Here is a 14016-nt window from a genome sequence, read left to right on the forward strand (position 1 = left end):
AGGATTAACTATTTTTATTTTGTACGAATAAAAATATAGTCTTTGATTATATTTGAATACAACTAACCAACCATGAGAATATATTTAAATTCCTTTGCAATAAGCCTGATCATGATGTTATTTTCGGCCATGGTCATTTATAATATTGTTGATTGTTTAGATCCGCCTGTTACAGAAGATGATCATCATTTCCCCACTGAAAACATTGTAAAATCAATGTTTCTAAGTTTTGTATTGGGAGCAATAGTTTTTATTTCTGCGGTGAGATTACAAAGGCAGACTCCTAAGAGATAGATTTTATCATTATACAATAAAAAACCGCTATCCCAGAGGATAACGGTTTAATATTTTGGAGAATTTTCAATCTTAAGCTGTTGTCGTAGGAGTAAATACTCTCTGAGACAATTCCTGGTCAAAAAGGTATAATGCGGATGGATTATCGCATACCATTTTGATTTTTGTTACATATTGAGAAGCACTTGCTTCTTCTTCTACCTGTTCGTTGATAAACCACTGCAGGAATGATGTTGTTGCAAAATCTCCCTCCTCGTTAGCATTCTTTACAATATTGAAAATACTTTTAGTTACTATTTTCTCATGAGCCAATGCTTTTTCAAAAATATCAGTTGCATTTTCAAACTCATGTGGAGGTTTTGGAATTTCTCCGATGATAATTTCCCCGCCTACATCATTCAAATAATCAAACATTTTATCTGCATGCATCAATTCTTCTTTGCTCTGCACTCTGAAATAGTTGGCAATTCCATCCAGATCTTTTCCAGAAAACCATGCAGACATTGAAAGATAATATTGAGCGGCGTATTGTTCGTGGGCAATTTGTTCGTTAATTAATTTCGCAATTTTTTCGCTAACCATAAGTATTAAATTTATATTCAAAAATAGGGAATAAAAGCCCGAAATCAAAAGTTTTAAAGAAAATTAATACAAAAAGGATGGAAAAACATCCATCCTTAACACATTAAAAAACTAAAATTACAAACTGTTATTTTACTTCAGCAGTTCCCGTATTCATCGGCTTTTTCATCATTCTTCTTTCTTTCATAGCCATCTTCATTTTCTCTGCTTTTGCTTTTCTGTCAGCCTGCCATTTATCATATTGATCAGGAGTAAGGATTTTTTTCATATCAGCATCCATTTGTGCTCTTTTGGCCTGCATTTCCTGCATTTTAGCTTGTCTGTCTACCTTATTTTTGTCAAATTCCGCCTTCATTTCAGCTTTTCTTTTATCCTGAAGCGTTTTTATCTGAGCTACCTGAGATGGGTTAAGATTAAGATCTTTTTGCATCTGATCCAAACGTTCCTGTTGTTTCTGCTCCATTCTCTGCTTCATTTCAACGGCTCTTGCTTGTCTGTCTTGTGGAGTTGTTGTCTGTTGTGCCATTGCAAAACTTCCCATTCCGATAAATGCTATTGCTAAAACTAATTTTTTCATCTTTTTAAAATTTAATTAATTGTTATTTTGTTATTATATCTTTTTGATTATGAATTAAAACACAAGTTAAATTAACAAATTCATAAATAATGTTAAATTTTAACTAAAATAAATTAGAAAAACAACAAAAAAAAGGACAGATTATAAAAACCTGCCCTTCACACCACTTAAATATAATATATGAAAATTAATTCCTAACTAAACTGCCTCTAAAACCGCCACCGCTATTACCACGGTTCTCTTGTCTTGGAGCAGCATTTTCAGATTTCTGTCTGAAGCCTCCATTATTTCCTCTGAATCCGCCATTATTTTCTCTTTTCGGAGCTTCTCTTCCTTCATTATTTCCTCTGAAACCACCTCCATTGCTATTTCTGAAGCCTCCATTATTTGAATTCCCTCTATTTCCTCCATTATCAGAATTCCCTCTGAAGCCACCTCCATTGTTGTTTCTGAATCCTCCGTTATTGTCATTTCTGAAACCTGAATTATTGTTACTTCCGTTATTACCTCGGAATCCTCCATTATCTCCATTACTTCTTGTGTTTCGGAAACCATTGTCAGGTCTGCTGTCTCTTCTGATAATATCAAAAGTAGGATTATCCATTCTGCGGAATCTTGATCGGTCTACCCTGTAAATATTGATATTGATATTTCTGTATCTAGGCATTACCGTATATCTCGGAACATAATAGGATCTTCTGTAATTCTGGAAATATACAATCGGGCTGGAACCTCTGTAATAGTTATTTTGGAAAACAACAAATACTCTTGGTCCTAAAATTCTTTCCAAAGCATAAAACCTGTCATAATACCATCTATCCGGATTATATCTATAGAAATTATTCCATACTGTAAAACTTGCATACAGATTATTCAATCTCATAATCTGATCTACCTGCCATCTGCTTAATCTGTTCTGTACGAAAAACCCGTTCCAGTCGATATTAATAATACTTCCTCTGTAGTCGTTATAGTAGCTTTGGTAATAATTACTTGGATAATAGTCCTGAGGATAATTGTAATAATAATCGTCAGGGAAATAATTCCTGTCATCTTCATCATTGTAATAACCTCCATCATTCTGATAATAACCATCATCATCCCAACCATTATTCGGATACTGCTGAGCTGACGTCAAAACGCCTAACCCAAGAGCTAATCCCAAAAATATTTTTTTCATTTCTATAGTCGTTAATTGGTTAATATATAGCAGAATATCTTAATTCTATCTTTTTGATACAAATAAAAAAAAGAAGTTAAATCATAAGATCAAACTTCTTTTAAAATATTATTAACTAATTGATAATCAGGTGTTAAATTTACATCCTCCCACTATCTTTTATCCAATGAGCTATTTTGTTATTGAAAGATTTTTTCTCTTTCAGGCCTTCCAGCTTTATGTGCATTCTATAACGCCAGTAATGTGGAAAGACTGCAGGATTGTTAATTCTTTCGTTATCCATTTTTTTATTGGTAAGCTCTATATCTGTTGCAAAGAATTCCTGAATCGGGAATATAGCAAGCATAGCCTCATTATATAAATGCTGCTTCATAATGATTTCTGCAAGGTGAGGGTTCAGCTCTTCAGGAGCTTTTCCGTATTGTATCAGCTGCTGATTATAATATTTCTGGGTAAGTACACGATCTTCTTTCCACCATTGTCTCAAGGTTGAACTGTCATGGGAAGAAGCAGTTACCACATTCATATAATTGGCATTCTTAGGATTATAGAATGGTATATTTTCGGCAGGCATTCTTTGTACCTTAAGTGCTATAATAGCCAATTCATCCATCACAACAGGTACACAGGCAGGAACCATTCCCAAATCTTCGCCACAGATCAGCATTTTGGTAGCGTTCAAGATAACCGGAAGTTTTTCCATAGCTTTTTCAAACCATAAATGATCCTGTCTCCTGAAGAAATAGTCGTGGTACAAATCATAAATGCTTTTCTGTTCGGACTCCGGAAGGTATTTATAAGACTCTGTATTGTAAACATTGAATCTAGGATGATAAACCGTTTTCCCATTTCTTTCTTCTGTTAAAAACAAAACATTGGCGCAGAGAGAAACCAATTTTTCTTCAAGAGTACCATATGATTTTTTCTTAAAGAAGTTGACTAGCTTTCTCTGGGTATCAAATTCTTCTTTGAAAGTATAAGTACCGTCTTCATTACGGTTCATAAATTCAAGAGCTTTCCCATTTTCTTCTCCAAAATATTCCCATAAGATCTCGTTGTTGATAAAAGGCTTACAGTACCTGTTAAAATTGAATGGAATCTGCCAGGCTTTGAATTCCTCCACAACAATAGGAACAGCCGGATAAAAGTATCCTAAAATTCCTTGTACGGCAGAAATAGGCATCCTCCATATTCTGAAGAAGCCTAAAATATGGTCAATTCTCATGGCATCAAAATACTGTTCAAGAGCTTTGAATCTATTTTTCCACCATCTGTAATCATCTGCTTTCATCGCTTCCCAGTTGTAAGTTGGGAATTCCCAGTTTTGCCCCAGCTCTGTAAACTGGTCAGGAGGTGCCCCAGCCTGGAAATCCATTCCGAATAATTCCGGTTCTGTCCAGGCTTCTACAGAATATCTGTAGATACCGATGGGAAGATCTCCCTTCAACGAAACTCCCAGGTTATGGGTATAATCAACGGCATCTTTAAGTTGTATATGCAGTTGATACTGTACCCAGGCGTGAAGCATTGAGGTATCATAATCTTTATTTTTCGTTGTAAAAAACTGTAAGATTTTTCCTGCAATATATTTTTTGTGGGTTTTCCACTCGTTGAAGTTTGGGGTCTTATATTTATCTCTTAAAACACAGAAAGCTGAATAAGGAACAAGCCAGTATTCATTATCCTTGATGAATTTTTTGAAGTTTCTGTCCTTATAAATTTTGTCTTTTTCCTTATTGAAAACTGCTGTAAGATATTTCCATTTGCTTTCGATCATCTTTTCATAATCAATCAGATCCAGAGTGTTTAACTTCTCTTTTTCAGACAAATACTCATTAACTAATTCTTTCGGTAAAGAATAATCAAGGTTTTCTAAAGAAATATATTGTGGGTGCAAAGCATATACGGATACGGCAGCATAGGGATAGGAATCTGTCCATGAATAATTCGCTGTTGTATCATTGATCGGAAGAATCTGAATAATACCAAGATTGGTTTCTTTCGTCCAATCTGCCAGTTTTTTAATATCTGCAAATTCACCTACTCCAAATCCATCCTCGCTTCTCAGAGAGAATACCGGAACAGCAACACCGGCATCATGGTACATCTGATAGCCTTTAAATCTAAAATAATGGTTGGAAACAATCTGCAGTACATCATTCAATGGATTGGCCACAGTAAATCTGTTTTCACCTGTTTCTACATCTATAACCCTGTTTTCTTGGGTATCGTAAATACAATATTTAAATTGGATAAATTCATTTTCAGGAATCTCGACAGAAGTTTCCCACATCCCAAAATCTGTCTGATGCAGATGAACAACTTTGTCATAGTTCCAATTTCCTAAAGATGCTGTACTTCCAAAAAGGACAATCTTCCAATCCGGATTATAAATAGGAGCCTCTATTCTGAACAGATGGGTATGTTTTTTTAAAACTGTTACTTTATCGGGAACAAAATCATGCAGTTTATTGTAAAGGATTTTATTGTTTAAATAATTCTCAGGAAAGTTTTTATTATTCCATTCGTCAAAAATGACAAACTCCTTATAATTATGGGGGAAACTCAAATGATGTCCCACAAATTCTTCTCTTACTACATTTCCTTTTTCATTCACCACGCGATAATGATAAGAAATGAATTTTGAGAAATAGTCTACTTCACATTTCCATACACCATTCTCCGCATAAAACATAGTATGGATATGTAAGGCATTCTCATCTTCACCAAATACCAGCTGCAAATTTTCTCCTGCTTTTACAACATATCCTACATTAAAGTATAGTTTCATCTATATTTTTTTATAAAAGTACATTTTAATATCGAAAAATAAAACTTATTGAAGATCAAATAATCATTAAAAAACCTTCTCAAAACAATTTGAAAAGGTCTTTATATTCTGAGCCATAGGACTCTATTATCTCGTTACCAGAATCTTTTTATTGAATAGTATTTTTCCTGATTCATCAGCTATATTTACAATATAAGCTCCGGCTACCAATCCATTAAGATATACTTTTTCATCTAATGAGCCATCTTTCACAGACAGATTCTGAATCATTACATTTTTACCAGCCATATCGAAAATGTTCAGTTTAATACTACCTTTTACATTATTATTAACATGGACGTTGATATAGTGTTCATCTACTCTTGTTGGATAAATATCAAGATTGGCGTTCAGGCTATTGGATACTGAAGATTTATCGTTAGCAAAATATTTACTTGCCAAATCATAAATATGCAGTCCCTGCTCTCCCGGAAGCTGCTTAGCTTGCAAAGTAGCCAGATCTACCTCGTATAAAGCACCTCCTTTTGCACTCGCTATTACAATTTTGCCCTGAGCATTTACTGCAGAACCATTTACTGAATAGTTATCTGGAATACCTGCAATTTTACCGATAAATTTAGCTTTTAAATCTTTTGTAAGAACTTTAAAAACATTTCCTGAAGCAGCGAAAATATAAAAGTTATTATCCGCATCAGCAATCATATCACCTCCAAATCCAGTTTCCATCGCCGTAAATGAATTTCGTCCATTAGAGTTATCATCTTTAATAATACCAAGATCATTTACTACATATTGTTCACCATTTCTGCTGATTTCCAAAAACTGTGTTCCTGCATTATTTACCGCATAAATTTTCCCGTTATATCCGGTTGTCATTCTGGTAATATGAGAGTTAATATCGCATGATGATACTCTTGCAACATTGTTTTCCACTAAAGTGATTTCCTTTGTCTTGGGATTCAATACATAGATATTCGATGAAAACATTGGCATATACACCAGATTATTATTTGAAGAATCATATGCAAGAGCGGCTAAAGTTACGGCTTGAGAATTGCTGTAAGAATTTTTGTCTTCCGCTACAATGCCTTTTCTGGTTTGCGAAAATACTTTGGCTGCAGAATCTGCTGTAAAATACTTCTCTCCTGAAGTTCCGTTAATCCCATCAATTGCACGAAAATCATTGAAAGTAATACTTTGTCTCTCTTTTCCTGTAATCGCAAAGAAATCCTGTTGTGCTTGTGCATTCACACCTAATAGCAGTAAAAATAAAGGGAATAAATGTTTTTTCATAGTATATATCTTTAGATTCGTAATTATTTGATATTACTAAGTTACACAATTTTCGAATTAAAAAATAAAAAATCCCCGCTATTTGAATAAAAGTTAACTAATGATTTCAGAGTAATATAGATAAATGGATGGGTAATGAGTAATGGGTAATAAGAGGAGGTGTATCCCGCTATCCATTCATACTCCTCGCGCCTGCACGCTCCCACGCAAGCTGCGGGGTAACCATTGCTATCGGGGCTAGGAGAAAGTCAATTATGAATTATAAGTTATGAATGATGAGTTTCGGCATCCTATTTAAGAATGATTGGTTTTATATCGTGAGATTTAATAGTTCCGATGATGTCATTCCGTAGGAATCTAGCCACATTTATTAGAGTCTAAAGAATAATTCAAAGGATAAACTACAGAATTTTAAATGGATTGTTTAGACACCTGCAGAGTGACAATAGTGTTGGGTAGAGATGAGTAATAGGTAATAAGTAATGATAGCATACGTTGGATATTACTCATTGCTGATTGCTGATTATTTATGTTGGGTTGGGATTTGTACGGTAAGCAGGTAGCTATGGGGATAGTATACAACAAAAAAAATCCTTTATCATCAGATAAAGGATTTTTAAAAATAAAATAAAAACTGGCGGCGGCCTACTCTCCCGCGTTAGCAGTACCATCGGCGCTGGTGGGCTTAACTTCTGTGTTCGGAATGGGAACAGGTGAGCCCCACCGCTAAAACCACCCTAAAGGTTGTATATAAGAGGTTAGAGATTAGTACTTAGAGATTAGTAAAAACTAACTTCTAATATCTAGATTCTAACTTCTATTTTATCGATAAAAACTTTCACAAAGAGGTAACCTTGCTGCACTTCCGTGCGCCATATCAGGCTATAAATCTACGGGTAATTAGTACTACTTGGCTATGACATTACTGTCTTTACACCTATAGCCTATCAACGTCGTCATCTCCAACGACCCTTAAAAGATGTCTCATCTTGAGGCGAGTTTCGCACTTATATGCTTTCAGTGCTTATCTCTTCCAAACGTAGCTACTCAGCAGTGCACCTGGCGGTACAACTGATACACCAGAGGTTTGTTCAATTCGGTCCTCTCGTACTAGAATCAAGCCCTCTCAAACATCTAACGCCCGCAATAGATAGAGACCGAACTGTCTCACGACGTTCTGAACCCAGCTCGCGTGCCACTTTAATGGGCGAACAGCCCAACCCTTGGGACCTTCTCCAGCCCCAGGATGTGACGAGCCGACATCGAGGTGCCGAACCTCCCCGTCGATGTGAGCTCTTGGGGGAGACTAGCCTGTTATCCCCGGAGTACCTTTTATCCTATGAGCGATGGCCCTTCCATACGGAACCACCGGATCACTATGTCCTGCTTTCGCACCTGATCGACTTGTAGGTCTCACAGTCAAGCACCCTTATGCCATTACACTCTACGCACGGTTACCAAGCGTGCTGAGGGTACCTTTGAAAGCCTCCGTTACTCTTTTGGAGGCGACCACCCCAGTCAAACTACCCACCACGCAATGTCCTTCTAAAAGAAGTTAGGCTCCAAGTAAGTAAAGGGTGGTATTTCAACGTTGGCTCCACAAACACTAGCGTGCCTGCTTCAAAGCCTCCCACCTATCCTACACATTACTTACTCAAAGTCAATACGAAGTTATAGTAAAGGTTCACAGGGTCTTTTCGTCCCATTGCGGGTAATCGGCATCTTCACCGATACTACAATTTCACAGAGCTCATGGTTGAGACAGTGCCCAGATCGTTACACCATTCGTGCAGGTCGGAACTTACCCGACAAGGAATTTCGCTACCTTAGGACCGTTATAGTTACGGCCGCCGTTTACTGGGGCTTCAGTCAATGCCTTCGGTTTAACCCTAAGCACCTTCCTTAACCTTCCAGCACCGGGCAGGTGTCAGACCCTATACTGCATCTTTCGATTTTGCAGAGTCCTGTGTTTTTGATAAACAGTCGCCTGGGCCTCTTTACTGCGGCCACCATTGCTGATGGCGTCTCTTCTCCCGAAGTTACGAGACTATTTTGCCTAGTTCCTTAACCATGATTCACTCTAGCACCTTAGGATTCTCTCCTCGACTACCTGTGTCGGTTTTGGTACGGGTTGCTTCACTTCGGCTTTTCTTGGAAGCACTTTCCCTACAGCAGCTTCGCCCGAAGGCTAGGCCTTGACTATTCCGTCAGTCTCCAGTAAGTACGGCACTCCGTCCCCTTTTTAGTGTGAGCAAGTATGGGAATATTAACCCATTGTCCATCCACTACCCCTTTCGGGTTCGCGTTAGGTCCCGACTAACCCTCAGCTGATTAGCATGGCTGAGGAAACCTTAGTCTTTCGGTGAGCGGGTTTCTCGCCCGCTTTATCGTTACTTATGCCTACATTTTCTTTTCTATCCGCTCCACAATACCTCACAGTACTGCTTCGGCGCAAATAGAATGCTCTCCTACCAGATGTATCTAAAATACAAATCCATAGCTTCGGTAATATGTTTATGCCCGATTATTATCCATGCCGGACCGCTCGACTAGTGAGCTGTTACGCACTCTTTAAATGAATGGCTGCTTCCAAGCCAACATCCTAGCTGTCAATGCAGTCCAACCGCGTTGCTTCAACTTAACATATATTTTGGGACCTTAGCTGTTGGTCTGGGTTCTTTCCCTCTCGGACATGGACCTTAGCACCCATGCCCTCACTGCCGTAGAACATTTATTAGCATTCGGAGTTTGTCAGGAATTGGTAGGCGATGAAACCCCCGCATCCAATCAGTAGCTCTACCTCTAATAAACTTATATACGACGCTGCACCTAAATGCATTTCGGAGAGTACGAGCTATCTCCCAGTTTGATTGGCCTTTCACCCCTACCCACAGGTCATCCGAAGACTTTTCAACGTCAACCGGTTCGGTCCTCCACTCTGTGTTACCAGAGCTTCAACCTGCCCATGGGTAGATCACAAGGTTTCGCGTCTAATCCTACTAACTATACGCCCTATTCAGACTCGCTTTCGCTCCGGCTCCGGTACTTAATACCTTAACCTCGCTAGTAAAATTAACTCGTAGGCTCATTATGCAAAAGGCACGCCGTCACACCATATAGGTGCTCCGACCGCTTGTAGGCGTACGGTTTCAGGTTCTATTTCACCCTTCTATTCGAAGTGCTTTTCACCTTTCCTTCACAGTACTTGTTCACTATCGGTCTTTCAGGAGTATTTAGCCTTGGAGGATGGTCCCCCCATATTCAGACAGGATTTCACGTGTCCCGCCCTACTCATTTATCATCCAAATATGCCTTTCGAGTACAGGATTATCACCTTCTATGATTGTTCTTTCCAGAACATTCCTCTAAACATATAAAGACTTTTGGGCTAATCCGCTTTCGCTCGCCACTACTTACGGAATCTCTTCGATTTCTTTTCCTCCGGGTACTTAGATGTTTCAGTTCTCCGGGTTTGCTCCTCCTAAGAGGTGACTGGTCTTCAACCAGCCGGGTTGCCCCATTCGGACATCTGCGGATCAATTCGTGTGTGCCAATCCCCGCAGCTTTTCGCAGCTTACCACGTCCTTCGTCGCCTCTGAAAGCCTAGGCATCCGCCATACGCCCTTAACGATTTCTTTCCTAATATTTAAATTAGTTCAGTATTTTTTGATAAACTCTCGTCTATCGATATTTTTATAAACTCGGCACTCGAAAGTGCTCGGTTATCTCTTTGTGATGTCTTTACCGTTAATGTCAATGATCTTAATGTCTTCTTGTCCGCTTAATGAACAGATATTGTTTTTGGCTCTATCCGTAACTTTTAAATTAAGCTTTCAAAACTGTGGAGAATAAGGGAGTCGAACCCTTGACCTCCTGCGTGCAAGGCAGGCGCTCTAGCCAGCTGAGCTAATTCCCCTCTAGTAGAAATTGTAAATTCTAGATTATAAATTTTAAATGAAACATGCGTTATAATCTAAAATCTATAATTTATAATCTATAATCCCTTCAATTAGTAGTCTCGGGCAGGCTCGAACTGCCGACCTCTACATTATCAGTGTAGCGCTCTAACCAGCTGAGCTACGAGACTTCATTATTAATTTTAAATTTTAAATTGAAAATTTTAAATGATTATTTAAATCTAAAATCTATAATTTATAATCTAAAATCTCTCTATCCCTTTACTAATTTCTAGTGGGTTTTGTATTTTTATATAGCAACCAAACAAAAAACTAAAGCTTGAACTTTAAGTAAGTACTGTATCTTACGATACTAATTTTGTTTATCGTCTAAAGACGCTCTAAAATGAGATGTTCCAGCCGCACCTTCCGGTACGGCTACCTTGTTACGACTTAGCCCTAGTTACCTGTTTTACCCTAGGCAGCTCCTGTTACGGTCACCGACTTCAGGTACCCCAGACTTCCATGGCTTGACGGGCGGTGTGTACAAGGCCCGGGAACGTATTCACCGCGCCATGGCTGATGCGCGATTACTAGCGATTCCAGCTTCATAGAGTCGAGTTGCAGACTCCAATCCGAACTGAGACCAGCTTTCGAGATTTGCATCACATCGCTGTGTAGCTGCCCTCTGTACTGGCCATTGTATTACGTGTGTGGCCCAAGGCGTAAGGGCCGTGATGATTTGACGTCATCCCCACCTTCCTCTCTACTTGCGTAGGCAGTCTCACTAGAGTCCCCAACTTAATGATGGCAACTAGTGACAGGGGTTGCGCTCGTTGCAGGACTTAACCTAACACCTCACGGCACGAGCTGACGACAACCATGCAGCACCTTGAAAAATGTCCGAAGAAAAGTCTATTTCTAAACCTGTCATTTCCCATTTAAGCCTTGGTAAGGTTCCTCGCGTATCATCGAATTAAACCACATAATCCACCGCTTGTGCGGGCCCCCGTCAATTCCTTTGAGTTTCATTCTTGCGAACGTACTCCCCAGGTGGCTAACTTATCACTTTCGCTTAGTCTCTGAGCCCAAAAGCCCAAAAACGAGTTAGCATCGTTTACGGCGTGGACTACCAGGGTATCTAATCCTGTTCGCTCCCCACGCTTTCGTCCATCAGCGTCAGTTGTTGCTTAGTAACCTGCCTTCGCAATTGGTGTTCTAAGTAATATCTATGCATTTCACCGCTACACTACTTATTCCAGCTACTTCAATAACACTCAAGACCTGCAGTATCAATGGCAGTTTCACAGTTAAGCTGTGAGATTTCACCACTGACTTACAGATCCGCCTACGGACCCTTTAAACCCAATAAATCCGGATAACGCTTGCACCCTCCGTATTACCGCGGCTGCTGGCACGGAGTTAGCCGGTGCTTATTCGTATAGTACCTTCAGCTTCCCACACGTGGAAAGGTTTATCCCTATACAAAAGAAGTTTACAACCCATAGGGCCGTCGTCCTTCACGCGGGATGGCTGGATCAGGCTCTCACCCATTGTCCAATATTCCTCACTGCTGCCTCCCGTAGGAGTCTGGTCCGTGTCTCAGTACCAGTGTGGGGGATCACCCTCTCAGGCCCCCTAAAGATCGCAGACTTGGTGAGCCGTTACCTCACCAACTATCTAATCTTGCGCGTGCCCATCTCTATCCACCGGAGTTTTCAATTTTAAATGATGCCATTCAAAATATTATGGGGTATTAATCTTCCTTTCGAAAGGCTATCCCCCAGATAAAGGCAGGTTGCACACGTGTTCCGCACCCGTACGCCGCTCTCAAGATCCCGAAAGATCTCTACCGCTCGGCTTGCATGTGTTAGGCCTCCCGCTAGCGTTCATCCTGAGCCAGGATCAAACTCTCCATTGTATGTTTGTCTGACTCACTCAAAGTTTTTTAACGCTTTAGTTTTTCCTTACTTGGTTGTTATATTGTATGTCAATGATCTTTATATCTTTCGCTTTGTAACGAAGCAATCTCTCTGTCAGTGTCGCTCCGTATTTGCGAGTGCAAAAGTAAAACTTTATTTCTTAATGACCAAATGTTTTTGAAGAAAATTTTAAAGTTTTTTAAGTAACCTTAATCTCTCCCAAACCCTCAATCATCCTACTCCTGCGCTCCCTGTAATTGGGACTGCAAAGATACAAACTCTTTTTAAACCCGCAACTCTTTTTAATAAAAAAATTAAAGTTTTTTGTTTGTCTCTTTTTGAAGTATCATATTGTTTCTGCTTAGCTAAAAGCTCTTCTGCGCTACTGAACTACTCTCGTTTTTCAGTGGGGCAAAGATAGAAACTTATACCATACCCCGCAACTTTATGCAAGATAAAAATACCAAAAGTGGAAAAGTATTCACATAATAACCTAATAAACAATTCATTATACATAAAATATACTTATCCACAATATGCAAATACAGAGACACATAAAAAAATAGTATATAAAATTCAGTTTCATAAGGTGAATTTCAAGTAATAATGAATCAATAGATGGTAATCACCTAAACAGGTGTGAGGCAAGTTCTGGTAATTTATTTTTTAAATCAGCATTTGAATACTGTAGTCATACCTGCATTTAATTTGTAAGATTAAAAAAATGAGTTAGGCTTTAATCGGTAAAAGATAGATTATAAACGGTGGAGTATTGTAAAGATATTTACAGATTCGTAGAAAAGCCAGAGAAAGGAAATAGGAAAAATCTATTTTGCTTGCTTAAATTTTTCGAAATGTGAATGAGATATCATAAAGAAAATGATAATGGAAAAAACAAGCTTCTTCTTGTGGAAGAAAATTCTGAAGTTTACTAAAGGTAGAAACTCAATTAGATTTAGCTTCGAATGCAAATACCACTATGGGAGTTTGCTGAAGTTTTAAAAAGAGAAGTTTATGATGATATATTAAGTAAAGCGTATTTTATTTTGTACCGGATCATTGAGGCTCCTACGGAGTGACAAGTGTGTTGGGGTAAAGATGGGTAATGGGTAATGGGTAATGATAGCATACGTTAGATATTACTTATTACTCATTATTGATTATTTATGTTGGGTTGGGATTTGTCAGGGTAAGCAGGTAGCTATGGGGATAGTATACAACAAAAAAAATCCTTTATCATCAGATAAAGGATTTTTAAAAATAAAATAAAAACTGGCGGCGGCCTACTCTCCCGCGTTAGCAGTACCATCGGCGCTGGTGGGCTTAACTTCTGTGTTCGGAATGGGAACAGGTGAGCCCCACCGCTAAAACCACCCTAAAGGTTGTATATAAGAGGTTAGAGATTAGTACTTAGAGATTAGTAAAAACTAACTTCTAATATCTAGATTCTAACTTCTATTTTATCGATAAAAACTTTCACA

General features: G+C 38.6%; 6 protein-coding genes, 2 tRNA genes and 4 rRNA genes. 1 reads left to right on the top strand and 11 read right to left on the bottom strand.

The window, feature by feature from the left end:
• Positions 1 to 72: 72 nt before the first annotated feature.
• On the top strand, positions 73 to 294 hold the full coding sequence (locus tag JOE44_RS14410) for a hypothetical protein (RefSeq protein ID WP_209786113.1): 222 nt from the start codon (positions 73 to 75) through the stop codon (positions 292 to 294).
• Positions 295 to 366: 72 nt separating this feature from the next.
• Here the strand turns inward: JOE44_RS14410 and JOE44_RS14415 are convergent, their stop codons facing one another.
• The 11 genes from JOE44_RS14415 to rrf (JOE44_RS14465) all read right to left on the bottom strand — a co-directional run bounded on the left by JOE44_RS14415 (position 367) and on the right by rrf (JOE44_RS14465) (position 13913).
• Complete coding sequence (locus tag JOE44_RS14415; protein WP_105684569.1) at positions 367 to 876, bottom strand: ferritin; 510 nt, start codon at positions 874 to 876, stop codon at positions 367 to 369.
• Positions 877 to 1003: 127 nt separating this feature from the next.
• Positions 1004 to 1453 (bottom strand): hypothetical protein, encoded by a 450-nt coding sequence (locus JOE44_RS14420; RefSeq protein WP_209786114.1) that lies wholly within the window; start codon positions 1451 to 1453, stop codon positions 1004 to 1006.
• Between the two features lie 187 nt (positions 1454 to 1640).
• The gene (locus JOE44_RS14425) at positions 1641 to 2633 is read right to left on the bottom strand and encodes a hypothetical protein (RefSeq protein ID WP_209786115.1); all 993 of its coding nucleotides are present in this window, start codon (positions 2631 to 2633) and stop codon (positions 1641 to 1643) included.
• A gap of 139 nt (positions 2634 to 2772) precedes the next feature.
• Positions 2773 to 5424 carry a 4-alpha-glucanotransferase gene (locus JOE44_RS14430; protein WP_209786116.1) on the bottom strand — a complete coding sequence of 884 codons (2652 nt, stop codon included), beginning with the start codon at positions 5422 to 5424 and terminating at the stop codon, positions 2773 to 2775.
• Between the two features lie 126 nt (positions 5425 to 5550).
• Positions 5551 to 6717, bottom strand: coding sequence for a T9SS type A sorting domain-containing protein (locus JOE44_RS14435; RefSeq protein ID WP_209786117.1), 1167 nt, complete (start codon positions 6715 to 6717; stop codon positions 5551 to 5553).
• A gap of 632 nt (positions 6718 to 7349) precedes the next feature.
• Positions 7350 to 7457, bottom strand: a 5S ribosomal RNA gene (rrf, locus tag JOE44_RS14440).
• Between the two features lie 140 nt (positions 7458 to 7597).
• Positions 7598 to 10355, bottom strand: a 23S ribosomal RNA gene (locus tag JOE44_RS14445).
• Positions 10356 to 10559: 204 nt separating this feature from the next.
• A tRNA-Ala gene (locus JOE44_RS14450) sits at positions 10560 to 10633 on the bottom strand.
• A gap of 97 nt (positions 10634 to 10730) precedes the next feature.
• A tRNA-Ile gene (locus tag JOE44_RS14455) sits at positions 10731 to 10804 on the bottom strand.
• Between the two features lie 213 nt (positions 10805 to 11017).
• Positions 11018 to 12534 (bottom strand): 16S ribosomal RNA (locus JOE44_RS14460).
• 1271 nt (positions 12535 to 13805) lie between these two features.
• Positions 13806 to 13913 (bottom strand): 5S ribosomal RNA (gene rrf, locus JOE44_RS14465).
• The 16S, 23S and 5S rRNA genes sit together here with 2 tRNA genes alongside, the layout of an rRNA operon.
• Between the last annotated feature and the right edge of the window lie 103 nt (positions 13914 to 14016).

This window comes from Chryseobacterium sp. PvR013, from assembly GCF_017833095.1.
Lineage (GTDB): Bacteria > Bacteroidota > Bacteroidia > Flavobacteriales > Weeksellaceae > Chryseobacterium > Chryseobacterium culicis_A.